We start from the raw sequence: 18,218 nt of genomic DNA, 5'->3' as shown, positions 1-18,218 counted from the left end.
CATGACTCGGGGGCAGCTGTGGCTGTTGGGGGCGTTCGGGGCACTGGTGGCGGTCACGTGGATCAACCCGCCGTGGCCCGCTGAACAGGGCTTGCACAGTTCGTTGACCGCGGTGGCACTAGTCGCGCTGATGTTGCTGCGCAAGCGACTGGACACCGCGCAGTGGGCGTGGGCGCTGCTCTTCCTGGCGCTGCACACGATCGCGGCGCGGTGGATCTACTCGTTCGTGCCGTACGACGACTGGACCGACGCGGTGTTCGGCTTCAAGTTGTCGGAGGCGTTCTCGTGGGAGCGCAACCACTTCGACCGGCTCGTGCACTTCGCGTACGGCGTGTGCCTGACCGCGGTGCTGCGGCAGAAGTGGTTGCGCTCACTGGAGATCGTGCTCGCGACCAGCGCGGCCTACGAGCTGCTGGAGTGGGCGATCGCGATGACGCTCGCGCCTGAGGTGGCCGAGGCCTACAACGGCCAGCAGGGCGACATGTGGGACGCACACGCGGACATGGCACTGGCCGCGCTGGGCGCCCTCGTCACCAGTCTGGTGAGTTTCGCGCGACGGCGGTCACCAGCGGCAACGACTCGATGACCGGCACCCGCAACAGCTCCGCGGGCACGTCCGGATCACGCACCGGCTCGACGAGCTCTCGCAACAATGCTCCGACGACGTCGTCCGCGGACTGGTCGACCTCGTGGATCAGGTCGCGCAACTGGTCCGCCGCCTCGTTGAGCACCCGCGGCCGCTGCGGTTCCTCCAGCATCAACGCGGCCAGCCTCAGCACGCGGCGGCACGTGCGCAGCCGCAGGCTTCTGCTGGCCGACTCACGGGCGCCCGCGAGCCCCAGCCGGCCGCGGGTGCGATCGATCCACGGCTCGACCGTCTCCCGCCGCCAGATCGGCCCGGACGCCAGCTCGGCGTCCGGCTCCGGGATGCCGTGCGAGCGTCTCTTGCGCCACACAGCCACCAGTTGCCGACTGAGCCCCATGGCGTCGGCGATCTCCGCGATTCCGTAGAAGTCCCCCACGTGCGCAACTGTAACCAGAGATAACGTTTTTTGTCATCAAAAATGTCTTAGATGCGCTCCAGCACGGCTTTCGCGGCGTTGTGGCCGCCGATGCCGCTGACCCCGCCGCCACGCCGGGAGCCCGCCCCGCAGACGAAGACGTTGTCCACGTCCGTCTCCACGCCCCACTTGCCGACCTCGTCGTCGCTCTCCGCGAACGGCCAGTCGAGCTCCCCGTGGAAGATGTTGCCACCCGGCAGGCCGAGCTCCTCCTCCAGGTCCAGTGGCGTGCGGGCCTCGATGCACAACTGGCCGTTCGCGTCGGTCGCGAGGCAGTCCTGGATCGGTTCGACGAGGTGGGCGTTGAGCTGGTCGAGGTAGCGCCGCACCAGCTCGTCGCGCAGCTCGGAGTTGCGGCCCTCGAACAACGACGCGGGCAGGTGCAGGCCGAACAGCGTCAGCGTCTCGTGGCCCGCGAGCGACGGCCCGAGGATCGACGGGTCGGTCAGCGAGTGGCAGTACATCTCGCCGGGCAGCACGGACGGCACCTGGCCCGCGACACTCTCCAGGTAAGCGGTCTCCAGCTGGTCGTAGGACTCGTCGAGGTGGAACGTGCCGGCGAACGCGAGCCGCGCGTCGACCCCGGACTTCAGCTCCGGCAGCTTCCGGAGCAACATGTTGATCTTCAGCTGGCAACCGGGTGCGTCGTGGACTTCCTTGCCCTGCAACCGTCCCAGCACGGAAGGCGCCACATTGGACAGCACGAACCGCGCCTCGGCCGTCTCGCCTCCGCACGTCACCGACGCGGTCTTGCCGTCGGACTCGATCGCGGTGACCTCGGCGCCGGTGATGATCTCCGCGCCGGCCTCGCGCGCGACCCGTTCCAGCTCGGCCGTCACCGCGCCCATGCCGCCGACCGGCACCTTCCACTCCCCGGTTCCGTTGCCGACGATGTGGTAGAGGAAGCACTTGTTGGCGCGCAACGAATGCAGCGACGAGTGCGTGCCGATCAACGCGTCGGTGGCGACCACGCCGCGCACCAGGTTGTTGTCGAACAGCTCCTGCAGCGTCGCGCCGATCGGGCGTTCGAAGACCTGGTCCCACAGCCGGCCGCGCACCACCGCGTCGACGTGCACGCGCAAGTGGTCGCGGGAAACCAGTGGTTCCAGCAGAGTGGGCGCCAATGCGGCGGCCATCAGCTCCAGGTCGGCGTACCAGCGCTGCCACCGCTCCCAGTCGTCCAGCGATCCGCAGACGGCCTCGAACGACTTCACCGTCGCCTCGCCCGGCGAGCGCTCGACCAGCAGCCCGGACTTGCCGTTGGGGGTGTACGAGGAAGCCGCCCGGGACCGCAAAGTCAGGTTCAGGCCCAAATCGTCGACGATCTGGTCCGGTAAGAGGCTGACCAGGTAGGAGAAACGGGACAGCCTCGCGTCGACGCCCTCCCACGGTGACGCGCTGACCGCCGCGCCGCCGACGTGCGGCAGCTTCTCCAGCACCTTGACCGACTTCCCCGCCCGTGCGAGGTACGCGGCCGCCACCAGCCCGTTGTGCCCGCCCCCCACGATCACGACGTCGTCCATGCCCCGGAATCCCTCCCACGTAGCCTGGTCGTGGGGAACATAGCGGTCCGAAGGAGATGTGCACATGGGCCGAGTGACGGTTCGCCGAGCGGTCGAACGCGTGTCGCCGAACGGTCGGCGGCGCCGGGTGGACTCGCTGGCCGCCGAGGAACCGCTGGAGCTGAGGGTCGACGGGAAGCCGTTGGCCGTCACGATGCGCACCCCCGGCCAGGACGTCGAGCTCGCGCACGGATTCCTGCTCAGCGAGGGTGTGATCGGGTCTGCCGAGGACATCTCGATCGCCCGGTTCTGCGAGGGCACGGGGCCGGACGGGATGAACACCTACAACGTGCTGGACATCGCGCTGGCCGAGGGGGTGCCGCCGCCGGACACCGGGGTGGAGCGGAACTTCTACACCACCTCATCGTGTGGCGTGTGCGGCAAAGCGGCGCTCGATGCGGTGAAGCTCAAGACCCGCTACTCCCCCGCCCTGGACGACGTCCGGGTCACTCCGGAGGAGCTGACGGGCTTCCCGGACGCGTTGCGGGAACGGCAGAAGGTCTTCGAGAGCACCGGCGGGCTGCACGCGGCCGGGCTGTTCGTGAACGGTGAGCTGCTGGTGGTGCGCGAGGATGTCGGGCGGCACAACGCCGTCGACAAGGTGCTGGGCTGGGCGGTGCTGCAGAACCTGGTGCCGCTGACCGGCGCGGTGCTGATGGTGTCCGGGCGCGCGTCGTTCGAGCTGGTGCAGAAGGCCGCGATGGCCGGGATTCCGGTGCTGGCCGCGGTGTCCGCGCCGTCGTCGCTCGCCGTGGAGCTGGCGGAGGAGCAGGGCATGACGCTCGTCGGGTTCCTGCGCGGCGACTCGATGAACATCTACACCGGTGGGGAGCGCGTGCTTGAGACCGCTTGACGGTGTCGTGGTGGTGAGCCTGGAGCAGGCCGTCGCCGTGCCGTACGCGACACGGCTGCTGGCCGATCTCGGGGCACGTGTGGTCAAGATCGAACGGCCTGGCGCCGGCGACTTCGCGCGGCACTACGACTCGTCGTGCGGCGAGGTGTCGTCGTACTTCGCGTGGACGAACGTCGGCAAGGAGTCGGTGTCGCTGGACGTCAACCACCCCGACGGCCGCGAGGTGCTGGAACGGCTCGTCGCGCGCGCCGATGTGCTGCTGTGCAACCTGTCGCCGCGCGTGTGGGAGCGGTTGGCGCTGGAACTGCCGGACACGTTGATCGTCGGCGAGCTGTCCGGCTACGGCTGGGACGGGCCGTACGCGGACCGCAAGGCGTTCGACGCGCTGGTGCAGTCCGAGGCCGGGCTGGTGTCGCTGACCGGCGAGGGTGACGTGATGGCCCGCGCCGGCATCTCCGTGGCGGACATCGCGGCGGGCGTCCAGCTGCACGCGGCGGTGCTGGCGGCGCTGTTGCAGAAGGCTCGGACCGGAAAGGGCGTGCGCTTGCGGCTGTCGCTGTTCGAGGCGATGGCCGAGTGGATGCACCAGCCGATGCTCTACGCCGCCGGAACGGGTGCAGCGGCCCCGCGTTCGGGCGCGCACCACCCGAGCATCGCGCCGTACGGGCCGGTGGCGTGCGCGGACGGTGCCGTGCACCTGGCCGTGCAGAACGACGGCCAGTGGCAGCGGTTGTGCGGGTTGATCGGGCTCGGCACCGAGGAGAGGTTCGCCACAGTGGCCTCGCGCGTGGCCCATCGGGACGAGCTGCAGAAGCTCCTCGAACGGGCGTTTTGCGCCATGACCGCTGCCGAGCTGCTGGCCGCTCTGGACGCCGTCGACGTGCCCGCAGCGCTGACCCGCCCGATCACCGACCTGCCTGCCCACCCGCAGCTCTCCACGTGGGTTGACGTGCGGGTTCCCGGCGGAACCGTGCAGATGCTGCCGCCTCCCGTGGCCGGCTTCGAGTGGTCACCGGGTGCGGTCCCAGACCTCGGCGCGCACAATGATCACGTGTTGCGCTGGCTGGGCTATTCGGATGAGGAACTGTCCTCCTTACGCGTTCGTTCCGTCCTCTGAGAAGGAAACGAGGGCCGGTACCCGCGCGATGAGGTGAGCATGGGGGAACCGAGGTACAGCCGCCGCACACTCATCGCGGCGATGGGCGTGGTCATCGCGACAGCCACCGGCGTCGCGACGTACGTGACGGCGTCCTCCCAGGGCCCTCAGGAACAGATCGCCACCTCGGACCGCCTCAGCCGCCCCAACGGCGCCAAGCCGACCCTGCGCTTCGAGCGCGTCTACTCGGCCGCCCGCCACCGCGACGTCACGCTCGCCTTCTACCTCCCGGCCGGTGTGAACCCGCGCGGCCTGCCGATGTCGCTGCTGCTGCACGGCCTGCACGGCGACGCCCGCCACGCGGCCGTCGGTGACCTGGCGGACGTCCTGGCCTCGGCCGTGAAGAAGGGCTCGGTCCCGGCGTTCGGCTTCGTCGCCGTCGACGGCGGCGACAACTACTGGCACGAGAACATCCCCGGCGACGACCCGATGGCCATGCTGCTCGACGAGGTCCCCCAGTGGCTGCGCGAACGTGGCTACGGCGAGCCCTTCGCCATCACCGGCGCGTCGATGGGCGGCTTCGGCGCGCTTCTGTACGCCCGCCGCCGAGCCGAACGCGGCGACCCGATCGCGGCCACCGCGGCCATCTCCCCCGGCCTGATCACGACGTGGCCGGAGATGGCGAAGCGCCGCGCGTTCAAGGACGAGGACGAGTGGGCGTCGCTGGACCCGTTGCGGCACCTCACCTCCACCGGCCCGACCGCGCTCGGCGTGTGGATCGGCGACCGCGACAAGTTCATCGAGGGCACCCGCCGGTTCATCCGCGACGTGCGCCCCGAGGTCGGCACGGTGAAGGGCGGAGGGCACGACGACGGCTTCTACCGCAAGGTGACGCCGGACGTCGTGCAGTTCCTCGCCAAGTACGCCAAGCGAACCGTCTAGCCGGTTGCTTCCACGACGTTGGCTCTGTCGGCGTCTGCAAGTACCACCAACTCTTGATCAAATCGCCGCAACCGGCCCCGGAACCGGCCGTCGCCGGCTGGCTTGCGCCCTTCACGGACGTGGGCCGGGACAGCCTGTGCACGGTGCCGCCGATCACGGCGGAATGGCGTGAAGCGCCCTTGGAATCAACCGCCTAGACCCGCATCGCGGCTCGGCTCCAGTGCACCCAGCCGACGCGGCCGTGCTCGTCCCGGCCACCCAGCGGCAGGATGCCGCTCTTGTCCACGGCGATCAGCACGTCGTCCTTCAGGTGCACGTACTCGCGGTCCTCCACGGAGACCAGCGGAGCGGTGAGCGGACCGCGGCCGACCTTGCGCACCTTCACCCGGCCGTCCTCAGCCGGGGTGATGTGGATGTCGAGGGCAGTGCAGCGGTACAGCCCGACGACCTTCTCGTGATCCACGGCGGGATCTTCCGGCACGTCCGGGAGCTGCCGCTTGCGCACGCCCGCGAGCTCGTCGAGCAGGTGGTCGAAGATCGCTCCGAACAACGGCGCGGTCTCGGAGCCCCCGTTGACCATCATCGCGACGGCCACGCCTGCTGCCGGTACGACCCGCAGCACCGACAAGTACCCGACGGTCATGCCGGTGTGGCCGATGACGTCGCCGCCCTCGTAGTTCGACAGCTCCCAGCCCAGGCCCCACCACCATTCGCCGGTGCCGAAGTCCGGGTGCGTGACCTGCTTCTCCCGCATCCCGTCGAACTCGCCGGTCTCCAGATGCATGCGCACGAACCGAAGCAGCTCACGCGCGGGCATCGCCAGCACCGAACCGGCCGCCACCTCCGCCTCGAACAGGTGCGCGCTGACCGGTTCTCCCTTCAGATGCCCGTCCGCCATCTCGTACCGGGCGTACTCGGCTCGTGCCACCGCAACCCCGCGCAGCCCGAGCGGCTCGATCAGCCGCTCGCCCAGGACGTGCCGGAAAGGCTTGCCTCGCAACACTTCGACGATCCGGCCGAGCACCGCGTAACCGGCGTTGCAGTACGAGTAGAGCTCGCCGGGCGGGGCCACCTGGCCGGCTTCGGCGAGCAGCTCGACGAACCTCGCGAGCATGTCGTCGTCCGAACCCGTGTCGAACCGCAGGTCGCCCTCGAACCCCGCGGTGTGGCAGAGCAGGTGCCTCGGGGTGACGGTCCTGGTCGCTTGCTCGTCCGCGACCTTGAAGTCCGGCAACACATCCCGCACCGGGCGGTCGAGGTCCAGCAGGCCCTCGTTCACCAGCTGCATGACCAGGGTCGCCGTCCAGACCTTGGTGATCGACCCGACCTGGAACAGCGTGTCCGTGGTGACCGGCTCTTTCGTGACGGCGTTGCGCACACCTGCCGCGGCGTCAACGATTTCGCCGTCCCGCAGCACGGCGACCTGCGCGCCGACGACGCCGTGCTCCTCCAGCAGCTCCGGCAGCCTGCGTTCGATCCACTCGCTGATCATGCTTCCCCCTTGGCTGCCGCGCGGCCGAAGTGAAGCCAGCGCACGTGCCCTTCAAGTCTACAAAGGACGATCACCGCGTGCCTGCCGCCAGCAGGTTCCACGGAGATCATGGCGTCGTCGCGCAGGCCCGTGTACTCGCGTTCTTCGTCCGCCATCAGTGCTTCGCCCACCCGGTTGCGTGGCTCGTAGCGCACGCGAACCCGGCCGGGCGAGCCCGGCGTCACGTGCAGATTGACGTGACCAGATCGGTACGTGCCAACGACTTCGTCGACATCCACGGGCAGCGGCGTGCTCGGCGGGACCGGAAAGGCGGGCAGTTTGACGCCGGCCAGCTCGCCCAGCAGGTGGTCGTAGATCGCCTCCACGAGCGGGATCGCCCGGCCGCCGTTGGTCAGCACGGCCACGGCCACGCCCGCCGACGGGATGGCGCGCAGGATCGCCTGGTAGCCCATCGTCAGGCCGGTGTGGCCGATGCCCTCGACGCCGTTGTCGTAGTGCAGCAGCATCCAGCCGAGGCCCTGGTGGCCACCGAAACCGAAGTCCGGCAAGGCGATCTGGGGTTCGCGCATGGCGGCGAAAGTCGTTGTCTCCAAATGCATGCGCACGAACGTGAGGAGGTCGCGGGCGTTCATCGCCAGCACGCGCCCGGCCGGGGCGTCCCACTCGCGGAACGGTTCGACCACGGGCTCTCCGCGCAGGTGCCCGGAGGCGACCTGGTGGCCGGGGTACTCGGCGAGGTGCGTGGCGACGTGCGTCAGACCGAGAGGTTCGACCAGGTGCTCCCGCAGCACGGCGTGAAAAGGCTTGCCGCGCAACACTTCCACGATCCGCCCCAGCACGACGTAGCCCGCGTTGCAGTACGAGTGGAGCTCGCCGGGCGGGCTGATCTGCACGGCCTCGGCCAGCTGGGCGACGTAGGCCTCGATCGTGTCCGGGTCACCGCTGTCGACCTCGGCGAACTTGTCGCCCTCGAAGCCGCCGGTGTGGGTCAGCAGTTGACGAGGCGTGACCACCTCCGCCGCCGACGAGTCCGCGAGCTCGAACTCCGGCAGGACGTCGCGCACCGGACCGTCGAGGTCGAGCAGGCCTTCGTGGACCAGCTGCATGACCAGCGTCGCGGTCCAGATCTTGGTGATCGACCCGATCTGGAACAGCGACTCGGGAGTCACCATCTCGCTGGTGGTGTGGTCGAGCACGCCCGCGGCCGCGTCCACGATCTCGCCGTCCGCGAGCACAGCGACTTGTGCGCCAACGACTCCGTGCTCCGCCAGCAGTTCGGGGAGTCTGCGGGTGATCCACTCGGCCGGGGTCTCGACGCGTTCGGCGTTCTGGCCGAAGTACAGCCAGCGCCCGATCAGGCCGAGCACGGTGTGCGGCTCGTCCACGGCGATCAGGGCGCTGTCGTGCAGGGCGGTGAACTCACGGGCCGGGCGGTCCAACGACCTGGTGAGCTCGGTGCGGCCTTCGTAGCGGACCTGCACACGCCCCTCGTCGGCCGGCGTCACGTGGACGTCGTAGCCGGCGCAGCGGTAGACGCCCACGAACCGCTCCAGATCAACCGGGATCGGGACGGCCGGCGGAACGGGCCGGGGATGCGCGCACACGCCGGAGAACCGCTCGCGCAGCGCGTCGAACACCGGCTGGGCGTCGCCGCCGTTGGTCAGCACCGCGACGGCCACACCGGTTTCCGGCACGACCCGCAGGAACGACGCGATGCCCTTGTTGCCGCCGTTGTGGCCGATCACGGTGCCGTCGATGCCGTCCACGATCATCCAGCCGAGGCCCCACGAGCAGTGGTCGCCCAGGTCAGGGAGCCGGAACTGCGGCTCACGCATGACCGCGAGCCCTGGGGTGCCGAGGTGCATGCGGACGAAGGCGAGCAGGTCACGCGCACTGGTCGCCAGCGCCGACCCGGCCGGGTAGTCGGACACCGGGCCGTAGTCGCTCACCGGACCGTCCGGCAGGTGACCGTCGGCGATGTGCGGGCCCCGGACGATCTCGGTCTCGACGGTCAGGCCCAGCGGCGCCGCCAGGCGTTCGCGCAGAACCGTGTTGAACGGCTTGCCGCGCAACACCTCCACGATCCGGCCGAGCACCGAGAAGCCGCTGTTGCAGTACGACCAGAGCTCGCCCGGCAGCGAGACCTGCGCAGCGCCGGCCAGCAGCGCCACGAACTTCTCGACCGCGTCGTCACCCGTGCCGGTGTCGAAGAAGAGGTCGCCCTCGAAGCCCGCGGTGTGCGTCAGCAGCTGCCGGGGAGTCACCACCCGCGCCGCGCGCTCGTCCGCGAGCCTGAAATCAGGCAGGACGTCGCGCACCGGCCGGTCGAGGTCGAGCAGGCCCTCGTTCACCAGTTCCTGGACGAGCGTGGCCGTCCAGATCTTGGTGATGGACGCGAGCTGGAACAGCGAGCTGGCCGTCACCGGAGCACGGGTCTCGCTGTTCAGCACACCAGCGGACGCGTCGAAGATCTCGCCGTCGACCAGGACCGCCGCCTGCGCGCCGACCACGCCGTGTTCCGCGATCAGTTCGGGCAGCCTGCGTCGCAACCATTCGGCTGTGCTGTTCACGTTCCCCCCAGGAAGTGAATCGACTAGCGCGGTGAGAGCGGCACCGTCTTCGACCGCACCCACTTGAGCACCGCGGGCCACTCCCCGTACCCCGCGTCGATGTTGATGTGCGCGGCGTCGGGCAGCACGTCGACCTCGATCCGCAACGCCTCGGCGAGCTGCTTGGCGGCCGGCATCGAGCAGTACGGGTCACCGTCGCCCACGACCAGGCGGGTCTCGGTGGCGGCGCGGCGCAGTCCGGCCGGGTCGAGCGGGGCCGGGAAGAACGACTTGATGGCCGGTTCCGGGTAGTCCGGCGCGGGCGGGGCGACCAGCAGCACGCGGTCGACGTGACCGATGCCCTCGCGGGCGGCGTGGTGCAGCCAGAGGTAACAGCCGAGCGAGTGGGCGACGACGACGCGTTCGCGGTCGGTCGGCGCGGCTTCGAGGTGGGTGTCGAGCTCGCGCAGCCAGGTGTCGCGGTCCGGCTGGTCCGGGTCGCTGAAGTGCGGCATGTCGGCCAGGCCGCCGTGCTCGGACACCGTCTGGGCCAGCCAGCGCTGCCAGTGGCCGGGACCGGAACCGGTGTAGCCGTGGATCAGGAGCACGTGAGGCAGCGACATGCCTCCACCTTAGAACGCCGAAAGGGCGCCCGGCCGGAACCGGACGCCCTTCGTGCTGAAGATCGAAACTACGCCGACTTCTCCCGCCGCTCCCGGCGCGAGGGCTGCCGGGCCACGATGGTCGGGTTCACGTTCTCCTTCACCGTCTGCTCGGTGATGACGACCTTGGCGACGTCCGTGCGGCTCGGGATGTCGTACATCACCGGGAGCAGGACCTCTTCCATGATCGCGCGCAGACCGCGGGCACCGGTTCCGCGCAGGATCGCCTGGTCGGCGACCGCTTCCAGCGCGGTCTTGGTGAACTCCAGCTCGACGCCGTCCATCTCGAAGAGCTTCTGGTACTGCTTCACCAGGGCGTTCTTCGGCTCGGTGAGGATCATCACCAGCGACGGCTTGTCGAGGTTCGTGACGGAGGCGACCATCGGCAGACGCCCGATGAACTCGGGGATCAGGCCGAACTTGATCAGGTCCTCCGGCATGGAGTCGGCGAAGAAGTCCGACGCCTCCACCTCGGCCTTGGAGCGAACCTCGGCACCGAAGCCCAGGCCGCGCTTGCCGACCCGGTCCTGAATGATCTTCTCCAGGCCCGCGAAGGCACCGGCCACGATGAACAGCACGTTCGTCGTGTCGATCTGGATGAACTCCTGGTGCGGGTGCTTGCGGCCGCCCTGCGGTGGCACCGATGCGGTGGTGCCTTCCAGGATCTTGAGCAACGCCTGCTGGACGCCCTCACCGGACACGTCGCGCGTGATCGACGGGTTTTCACTCTTTCGAGCGATCTTGTCGACCTCGTCGATGTAGATGATGCCCGTCTCGGCGCGCTTCACGTCGTAGTCGGCGGCCTGGATGAGCTTCAGGAGGATGTTCTCGACGTCCTCGCCGACGTACCCGGCCTCCGTCAGCGCCGTCGCGTCGGCGATGGCGAACGGCACGTTCAGCATCTTCGCGAGCGTCTGCGCGAGATAGGTCTTGCCACAGCCCGTCGGGCCGAGCATCAGGATGTTCGACTTCGCCAGCTCAACGCCGTCATCACGACCCTCGCGCCCGCGGTCGCCCGCCTGGATGCGCTTGTAGTGGTTGTAGACGGCGACGGAGAGGGTGCGCTTGGCATCACTCTGGCCGATGACGTACTGGTCGAGGAACTCGTGGATCTCGGCGGGCTTCGGCAGCTCGTCGAGCTTCACGTCGCCGGCTTCGGCCAGCTCCTCCTCGATGATCTCGTTGCAGAGATCGATGCACTCATCGCAGATGTAGACGCCGGGGCCGGCGATGAGTTTCTTCACCTGCTTCTGGCTCTTTCCGCAGAAAGAGCACTTCAGCAAGTCGCCGCCGTCACCGATACGCGCCATGACCGCTGACCTATGTCCCCTCCGGCGCACACCTGCTGTAGTGCGCCTGCTGACTTGCTGTGGCAGTCCCACTGGCTGTGGGTGCTGAGCCCGTTCTCCTGACGGTACCTGGCCTACCCCGTTTCAGGGGAGGACCAGCGTCCCCCCGGCACGTCGATCAGGCCAGTTAACCGGTCACATCGGCGTGTCGGGTGGGCGCGCAGTGCCCGGACTCTGGGGTTTCCCAGAGCCCGGGAACAACGATCAGGACTTGGCGGAAAGCTTGCGGTACGGCAGCACCGTGTCGACGATGCCGTAGTCCCTGGCCTCGTCGGCCGTGAGGATCCGGTCGCGCTCGATGCTCTCGCGGACCTCCTCTGCCGTCCGGTTCGTGTGCCGCGCCAGGGTGGACTCCATCAGGCGGCGCACGCGCTGGATCTCGTTGGACTGGATCTCCAGGTCGGACACCTGACCGTACGCGCCCTCCATCGAAGGCTGGTGGATCAGGATTCGCGCGTTGGGCAGCGCGTGGCGCTTGCCGGGCGTGCCGGCGGCCAGGAGCACGGCCGCGGCCGAGGCGGCCTGGCCGAGGCAGTACGTCTGGATGTCCGGGCGCACGAACTGCATCGTGTCGTAGATGGCCATCAGCGAGGTGAACGAGCCACCCGGCGAGTTGATGTACATCAGGATGTCGCGGTCCGGGTCCTCGGACTCGAGCACCAGCAGCTGCGCCATGACGTCGTTGGCCGAGGCGTCGTCAACCTGCACGCCGAGGAAGATGATGCGCTCCTCGAACAGCTTGTTGTACGGGTTCGACTCCTTCATGCCGTAGCTGGTGCGCTCGACGAACGACGGCAGCACGTACCGCGACTGCGGCAGGTGGAACTGGCTCACTTGAGGTCTCCTAGCTGACGTCAGTTGTTCGAGTCGCCGACGGGCTGAGCCCTGGTGACGACCTTGTCGACGAAGCCGTACTCCAGCGCTTCCTGCGCCGTGAACCAGCGGTCGCGGTCGGAGTCGCGGGTGATGGTCTCGAGCGTCTGGCCGGTGTGCTCGGCGATCAGCTCGGCCATCTCGCGCTTGGTGCGGGTCAGCATGTCCGCCTGGATCGCGATGTCCGCGGCCGTACCACCGACACCGGCCGACGGCTGGTGCATGAGGATGCGGGCGTGCGGAAGCGCGTGGCGCTTGCCGGGAGCGCCCGCGGAGAGCAGGAACTGCCCCATCGAGGCCGCGAGACCCATCGCGTACGTGGCCACGTCCGGCTGGATGAGCTGCATCGTGTCGAAGATGGCCATGCCCGCCGTGACGGAGCCACCCGGCGAGTTGATGTAGAGGGTGATGTCCTTCTCGGGGTCCTCAGCGGCGAGAAGCAGCAGCTGAGCGGTGATCTGGTTGGCGATGCCCTCTTCGACCTGTGACCCCAGGACGATGATCCGCTCGCGGAGCAGCCGCTCGTACACCGAGTCGTTGAGGTTCATCCCGGCGGTGGCCGACCGCATCTCGGGGGTCGGGAAGGAGTGCTGCGTCACGTCTGCCTGCCTAACTCCAGGTGGAACGAATCTGGAATGCCAAAACCTTCTGCAACCGACCTTAACGAAGGCGGGCGGCGTCAGATGCCCGACACCGCCCGCGTTCGCTGACAGCGTTACTGCTGAGTGCTGTCCTCATCGGACTTGGTCTCGCCGAAGAGCTCGTCGAGGTCCAGCTTGGCGCCCGAGTTGTCGGACACCGAAGCCTGGCGCACGACGCTCGCGAGCGCCTTGCCGCGGCGCACGTCGGCGAAGATCGCGCCGAGCTGGCCGGACTGCTGCGCGCGCTTGACGTACTCGTCGGGGGAGATGCCGAAGCGCTGGGCCTGGTAGATGATCCGCTCGGTGAGCTCACCGTCGGACACCGTGACCTGCTCGGCGTCGGCGATCGAGTCGAGCACCAGCTGCGTCTTGACGGCCTGCTCGGCGGCCTTGCGCAGCTCGGCGTCGAACTCCTCCTCGGTCTGACCCTGCTCGGTCAGCCACTCGGCGAACTTCGCCTCGTCGTGGTCGAACGCGTGCACGGCGTCGTGCTTGCGCGCGTCGATCTCGCCCTGGACGATGCCCTCGGGCAGCGGGACCTCGGTGGTCTCCAGCAGCGCCTCGAGGACCTTGTCGCGCGCCTGCACGCCCTGCTGCATCTTCTTGACGCGGCCCAGGCGGGTCTGCAGGTCGGCCTTGAGCTCGTCGAGCGTGTCGAACTCGCTGGCGAGCTGCGCGAACTCGTCGTCGAGCTCGGGGAGCTGACGCTCCTTGACGGAGCTCAGCACCACGGACACCTCGGCCTCGCGGCCCTGGTGCTCGCCGGCGACGAGCGTGGTGGTGAACGTCTTGGTCTCACCCTCGGACGCGCCGACGAGAGCCTCGTCGATGCCCTCGACGAGCTGGCCGGAGCCGATCTCGTAGGACAGGCCGCTGGTGCGCGCCTCCTCGACCTCTTCGCCGTCGACCGTCGCGGACAGGTCGACGATGACGAAGTCGCCGGTCTCGGCGGGGCGGGAGACGCCGGTCAGCGTGCCGAAGCGGGCGCGGAGCTCGTCGAGCTGCGTCGCCACGTCCTCGTCGGTGACCTCCTGCTCGTCGACCGTGATCTCCAGCTCGCCGAACGCGGGCACGGTGATCTCGGGACGAACGTCGACCTCGGCCGTGAACTCGAGCGTCTCGCCGTCTTCGATCTTGGTGACCTCGAAGTCGGGACGGCCGAGCGTGCGAACCTCACCCGCGTTGACCGCTTCCAGGTACTTGGCCGGGATGGCCTCCTGGATGACCTCGTCCAGCACCGGAGCGCGGCCGATGCGGCTCTCCAGCACCTTGGCGGGGGCCTTGCCCGGACGGAACCCGGGGATGCGGACCTGCTTCGCGAGCTTCCGGTACGCCTGGTCGAAGTTCGACTTGAGCTCGTCGAACGGCACCTCGACGTTGATCCGGACCCTCGTCGGGCTCAGGTGCTCGACGGTGCTCTTCAACGTGGACTCCTCGTAACGAACAAGAACGTGCAGACAGCCGGTACCGCCTTAGGTGGCGCCCGGATTCCCAGCGAGTCTAGGCGAGACCCGCGCTGTGACCGCCGCCACCCCGGCCTGGCGAGCGTGACCGGACTGTGAGTCCGCCCGATTTGACTCTCCCCAGGGCCGCAGCGGCCCGACTTCACGAAGGGGGATCACGATGAGACGCAAGGGCACCAGACTCCTCGCGGCCGGGCTCACCGGCGCCGCTCTGCTCAGCCTCACCACCGCACCGGCCCAGGCCGCGGACCCGCGCGAGGCCACCGCGTCTCCTTACGCGTTCATCGGCACCGGCGACCAGGAAGCCGTCACCATCGAGAACCAGTGGTGGAGCGTCCCGGAGCACATCTCGGGCCGCACCCCCGCGCACCAGGGCTGGTCCATCCACCTGTCCGACGAGAAGCTGGGCGCGGGCCTGCCGCGCCAGGACTTCCGCGTCCGGACGGGCCAGACGGAACCGCAGATCTACGCCAACGCCCAGGGCTTCATCTCGATCATCGACCAGAACACGGCCGACGTACCTTTCCTCGTCGTCAAACTCCCCGCCCGCAGCGTCAGCTGCGGCGACTTCGTCGAGGTCCCGGTGAACCGCCCGCGCGTCTTCCTGCGCAAGCGCGACGGCGAGCTGCACGAGGCCACCGACCCGTGGCAGGCCGAGAACGCCGAGGGCGTCACGTCCGCCGACAGCGCGACCGACTCGACGAGCTACGACGTCTCCGCGGAGGTCAGGCCGGTGACCTCCGCCGCCCAGCTCACCCCGTACACCCCCTTCGCGAAGTACACCGGCCGCCGGGTGGTCCGCGCCAGCGGCTTCGAGATCGTCCTGACCCAGAAAGACCGCTCCACCAGCACGTCGACGACCTACCGCCTCCTGGCAGGAGCCGTGGCCGCCAGCTGCTGACACCGCCTCCGAAGCGCCGTCGCCCGCACCAGGGTGACGGCGTTTTTGTTCGCGTAGCGAAAGGCTTCACGGAAAAGAGTCGCGCAACTACCGCCTGTCGAACCGCTCATCTCAATTTCACTCTTTCGGCCGCAACACCGATTCCAGACCGATCAAGATGACTCCGTTAGCACTAATCTGCCGCGCGCGAGTGACAGGTAGCGTTACGACGCCCGCACCATGCGTAACAGGACCACGGGAACGAACGAGAAAAAGTCGTCGCACCGTTTTACTCCGAGGATCCGCCTGATGGAGACACGCCAGCTTCTCGCGTTCACGACCGTGGTTCAGACAGGGAGCTTCACCAAGGCCGCTGCCACGCTCAACTGCTCGCAGCCGACCATCACGACCCGCATCAAGGCACTGGAGGAGGCCTTGGGAGTCGTCCTTTTCCGACGCCTCCCGCGAGGTATCCAGATGACGTCCGCAGGCGTAGAACTGCTCCCGTTCGCGCGAAACATCATCAACCTCACCGAAAAGGCCCGAAAAGCCATAACGATGAACGGCGAGCCGCACGGCAAACTCGTCATCGGCTCCGCACAGAGTTTGACCGACTACCGTCTGCTACCGCTCATCGAATACATGTGCTGGCGCTACCCGTCCGTCCAACTCTCGCTGCACTCCCGAAACACCCTGAACAACCTGAACTCCGTCCGCGACGGTGCCCTCGACTGCGCCTTCTTCATCGGCGCCATCGAACCCCGCGAAGGCCTCGAGACCACCGTCCTGTGCCCCGAGCCCCTCGTCATGGTCGCGGGCCCGAGCCACCTGCTCACCCAGCGCCAGTCCCTCACCGAGGACGACCTCACCAGCAGCACCCTCATCCGAGCCGAGAACGGCGCCTCCTACCACGAACTCTTCGAACACTCCCTCGGCTACGACGACACCCGCGCCCCCGTCCTGGAGCTCGACTCGGTGGACGCCGCCAAACGAGCCGTCGCCTCAGGCCTCGGCATCGCCCTGATGCCCGAAGTCACCGTCGCCTCCGAACTCGCCGACGGCAGGTTGGTCCGCTTGCCCTGGTCCCCGACGTTCCGCGTCTACACGCAGTTCGGCTGGCGCCAGGACAACTCGACGAACCCGGCGGTAACGGCCCTGGTCTCCGCAGCAGCCCAGGTGGTGAGCGACCAAGTCGCCTCCCTGACCTGACCTGACTGCTTTCCACGCGGTTCCGGTGGGTTCCGTGACGGGAACCCACCAACGGAACCGGAGGACGGCCACGAAACCTACGCGCGCGCCGAAGTACTCCCCCGAACCACCAACTCGGGCAGAACATCCTCGACATCAGTGGGCGAAGCTCCTTCGAGCACCGCCAGCAAAGCCCGAGCCGCCCGCGCCCCGAACGCGAACGTGTCCCGTGACAACGCGGTCAACCGCCCGTGCTGGCACAACACCGAGTCGTCCCAAGCCACGATCGACAGTTCCCCGGGCACAGAAACCCCGAGCCCAGCAGCAACTTCGGCCCCGGCCACCGCCATCACGTCGTTGTCGTAAACGATCGCCGAAGGCGCGTCCCCGGACTCCAGCAGCGCACGAGTGGCAACAGCCCCGGCCTCAGCCGTGTAGTCCCCGGCCACGATCACACCGTCCACAACGGACGCCAGGAACGCCTGATCCCTCCGAACGGTGTGCAACAACGAGGACAACCCGGCCACCCTGGCAATCCGCCGATGCCCCAACGATTTCAGGTACTCCACAACAGAAGTCATGGCGGCGTAGTCATCAGCCCACACCGACGCCAGCGCCCCGTGATGCCCAGCCCCACCGACAACAACGGCCGGCAGCCCCAGCGACGACATCAGCTCGACCCGCGGATCGTCCACCAGCAGATCCACGAGGAACACCCCGTCCACCCGGTGCTCGGCCCACCACCGCCGGTACAACTCGATCTCCGCGTCCCGGGACGACACCACCTGCAGCAACAACGCGGATGACATCTCCGACTGCATCCCGGCGATCAGCTGGAAGAAGAACGCCTCGTCCCCGAGCGCCCGAGGCGGCCGCACCAACACCAGTCCCACCGCGTCAGCGGACGCGGACGACAACGCCCGCGCGGTGACCGACGGCCGGTACCCGAGGGACGAAGCCACCTCCAGCACCCGGGCACGAGTGGCGTCGGAGACCCCGGCCCGCCCGTTCAGCGCGAGCGACACAGCCCCCTTCGACACCCCGGCCGCGGCCGCGATGTCCATGATGGTCGGCCTCTTCAAGCGCACCTCTCAGACCCGCAGCGCACTACCTGGGCATCTTGTACCCGAGGCACCGCTCTGCTGGGGCGAACCCTGTCCGGAACGAGACAACAAGACGTTCGGAGGCTAGCCGGAGATAAACCGGTTTAGCTAGGGTCCGCGACCAAGGAGGTGGGTGTCAATGAAGAGGCGCACGTTCCTCGCAGGCCTGGCGGCGGTGCCTTTCGCGGGGACTCTCGCGAGCTGCGGACTGTCCGGCAACACGGCAAGCAACTCATCGGCGAGCGGGCAGGTGACCGGCGAGATCACGTTCCAGACGTGGTCGCTGAAGCCGAAGTACACCGACTACGTCAACGGTGTCATCGACGCGTTCCAGAAGCAGCACCAGGGCACCACGGTGAAGTGGGTCGACCAGCCCGCGGACGGGTACCTGGCCAAGGTCATGGCCGACGCGAGCGCGGGGAGCCTTCCCGACGTCATCAACGTGCCGCCGGACCTCAGCTTCCCGCTCGCCAAGGCGGGGCAGCTCGTCAACCTCGACGAGTC

At 68.4% G+C, this 18,218-nt stretch carries 17 protein-coding genes; 7 read left to right on the top strand and 10 right to left on the bottom strand.

Annotation, left to right across the window (positions count from 1 at the left end; translation table 11 throughout):
- The first annotated feature begins 1 nt into the window (after window position 1).
- On the top strand, window positions 2-586 hold the full coding sequence (locus ABZX92_RS09745) for a DUF2238 domain-containing protein (protein ID WP_355555875.1): 585 nt from the start codon (window positions 2-4) through the stop codon (window positions 584-586).
- Here ABZX92_RS09745 and ABZX92_RS09740 read toward each other — a convergent pair.
- Together ABZX92_RS09740 and ABZX92_RS09735 are read right to left on the bottom strand one after the other, a co-directional pair.
- A complete protein-coding gene (locus ABZX92_RS09740; RefSeq protein ID WP_355555873.1) occupies window positions 531-1,022 on the bottom strand; it encodes a hypothetical protein in 492 nt (163 codons plus the stop codon). The two genes, ABZX92_RS09745 and ABZX92_RS09740, sit on opposite strands and share 56 nt — an antisense overlap.
- Window positions 1,023-1,069: 47 nt before the next feature.
- On the bottom strand, window positions 1,070-2,584 hold the full coding sequence (locus ABZX92_RS09735) for an NAD(P)/FAD-dependent oxidoreductase (RefSeq protein ID WP_355555871.1): 1,515 nt from the start codon (window positions 2,582-2,584) through the stop codon (window positions 1,070-1,072).
- A gap of 64 nt (window positions 2,585-2,648) precedes the next feature.
- On the opposite strand from ABZX92_RS09735, the gene fdhD reads away from it, so the two are divergent.
- From fdhD to ABZX92_RS09720, 3 genes are read left to right on the top strand one after another with little or no spacing between them, the layout of a single operon-like run.
- Entirely contained in the window at window positions 2,649-3,476 is an 828-nt protein-coding gene (fdhD, locus tag ABZX92_RS09730) for a formate dehydrogenase accessory sulfurtransferase FdhD (protein WP_355555869.1), read from the top strand.
- Window positions 3,463-4,593, top strand: a complete 1,131-nt coding sequence (locus ABZX92_RS09725; protein WP_355555867.1) for a CaiB/BaiF CoA-transferase family protein — start codon at window positions 3,463-3,465, stop codon at window positions 4,591-4,593. The genes fdhD and ABZX92_RS09725 overlap by 14 nt, the downstream gene beginning before the upstream one ends.
- A gap of 39 nt (window positions 4,594-4,632) precedes the next feature.
- A complete protein-coding gene (locus ABZX92_RS09720) occupies window positions 4,633-5,514 on the top strand; it encodes an alpha/beta hydrolase-fold protein (RefSeq protein ID WP_355555865.1) in 882 nt (293 codons plus the stop codon).
- Between the two features lie 193 nt (window positions 5,515-5,707).
- Here ABZX92_RS09720 and ABZX92_RS09715 read toward each other — a convergent pair whose 3' ends face one another.
- From ABZX92_RS09715 to tig, 7 genes are all read right to left on the bottom strand, one after another.
- Window positions 5,708-7,006 (bottom strand): serine hydrolase domain-containing protein, encoded by a 1,299-nt coding sequence (locus ABZX92_RS09715; RefSeq protein WP_355555863.1) that lies wholly within the window; start codon window positions 7,004-7,006, stop codon window positions 5,708-5,710.
- On the bottom strand, window positions 7,003-9,576 hold the full coding sequence (locus tag ABZX92_RS09710; protein ID WP_355555861.1) for a serine hydrolase domain-containing protein: 2,574 nt from the start codon (window positions 9,574-9,576) through the stop codon (window positions 7,003-7,005). Before ABZX92_RS09710 ends, ABZX92_RS09715 begins: the two co-directional genes overlap by 4 nt.
- Window positions 9,577-9,599: 23 nt before the next feature.
- Window positions 9,600-10,178, bottom strand: a complete 579-nt coding sequence (locus ABZX92_RS09705; RefSeq protein ID WP_355555859.1) for an alpha/beta fold hydrolase — start codon at window positions 10,176-10,178, stop codon at window positions 9,600-9,602.
- 68 nt (window positions 10,179-10,246) lie between these two features.
- Window positions 10,247-11,527, bottom strand: coding sequence for an ATP-dependent Clp protease ATP-binding subunit ClpX (gene clpX / locus ABZX92_RS09700; RefSeq protein ID WP_045316808.1), 1,281 nt, complete (start codon window positions 11,525-11,527; stop codon window positions 10,247-10,249).
- 243 nt (window positions 11,528-11,770) lie between these two features.
- Window positions 11,771-12,400 carry an ATP-dependent Clp protease proteolytic subunit gene (locus ABZX92_RS09695; RefSeq protein WP_355555857.1) on the bottom strand — a complete coding sequence of 210 codons (630 nt, stop codon included), beginning with the start codon at window positions 12,398-12,400 and terminating at the stop codon, window positions 11,771-11,773.
- A 20-nt stretch (window positions 12,401-12,420) separates the two neighbouring features.
- A complete protein-coding gene (locus ABZX92_RS09690) occupies window positions 12,421-13,008 on the bottom strand; it encodes an ATP-dependent Clp protease proteolytic subunit (RefSeq protein ID WP_189160236.1) in 588 nt (195 codons plus the stop codon).
- 146 nt (window positions 13,009-13,154) lie between these two features.
- The gene (gene tig / locus ABZX92_RS09685; protein ID WP_355555855.1) at window positions 13,155-14,504 is read right to left on the bottom strand and encodes a trigger factor; all 1,350 of its coding nucleotides are present in this window, start codon (window positions 14,502-14,504) and stop codon (window positions 13,155-13,157) included.
- Window positions 14,505-14,703: 199 nt separating this feature from the next.
- On the opposite strand from tig, the gene ABZX92_RS09680 reads away from it, so the two are divergent.
- Together ABZX92_RS09680 and ABZX92_RS09675 are read left to right on the top strand one after the other, a co-directional pair.
- Window positions 14,704-15,444 (top strand): hypothetical protein, encoded by a 741-nt coding sequence (locus ABZX92_RS09680; protein ID WP_355555853.1) that lies wholly within the window; start codon window positions 14,704-14,706, stop codon window positions 15,442-15,444.
- A gap of 288 nt (window positions 15,445-15,732) precedes the next feature.
- Window positions 15,733-16,632, top strand: coding sequence for a LysR family transcriptional regulator (locus ABZX92_RS09675; protein ID WP_355555851.1), 900 nt, complete (start codon window positions 15,733-15,735; stop codon window positions 16,630-16,632).
- A 77-nt stretch (window positions 16,633-16,709) separates the two neighbouring features.
- Here the strand turns inward: ABZX92_RS09675 and ABZX92_RS09670 are convergent, their stop codons facing one another.
- On the bottom strand, window positions 16,710-17,693 hold the full coding sequence (locus tag ABZX92_RS09670; protein ID WP_355555850.1) for a LacI family DNA-binding transcriptional regulator: 984 nt from the start codon (window positions 17,691-17,693) through the stop codon (window positions 16,710-16,712).
- Window positions 17,694-17,853: 160 nt separating this feature from the next.
- Between ABZX92_RS09670 and ABZX92_RS09665 the strand changes: the two genes are divergently transcribed.
- Window positions 17,854-18,218, top strand: a 365-nt coding sequence (locus ABZX92_RS09665) for an extracellular solute-binding protein (RefSeq protein WP_355555848.1), incomplete at its 3' end; no start/stop codon positions are given.

The sequence above is a fragment of the Lentzea sp. NPDC006480 genome, from assembly GCF_040611995.1.
Taxonomy (GTDB): domain Bacteria; phylum Actinomycetota; class Actinomycetes; order Mycobacteriales; family Pseudonocardiaceae; genus Lentzea.
Note: the sequence above shows the minus strand (reverse complement) of the source record. Positions and strands in the feature narration are given on the sequence as shown.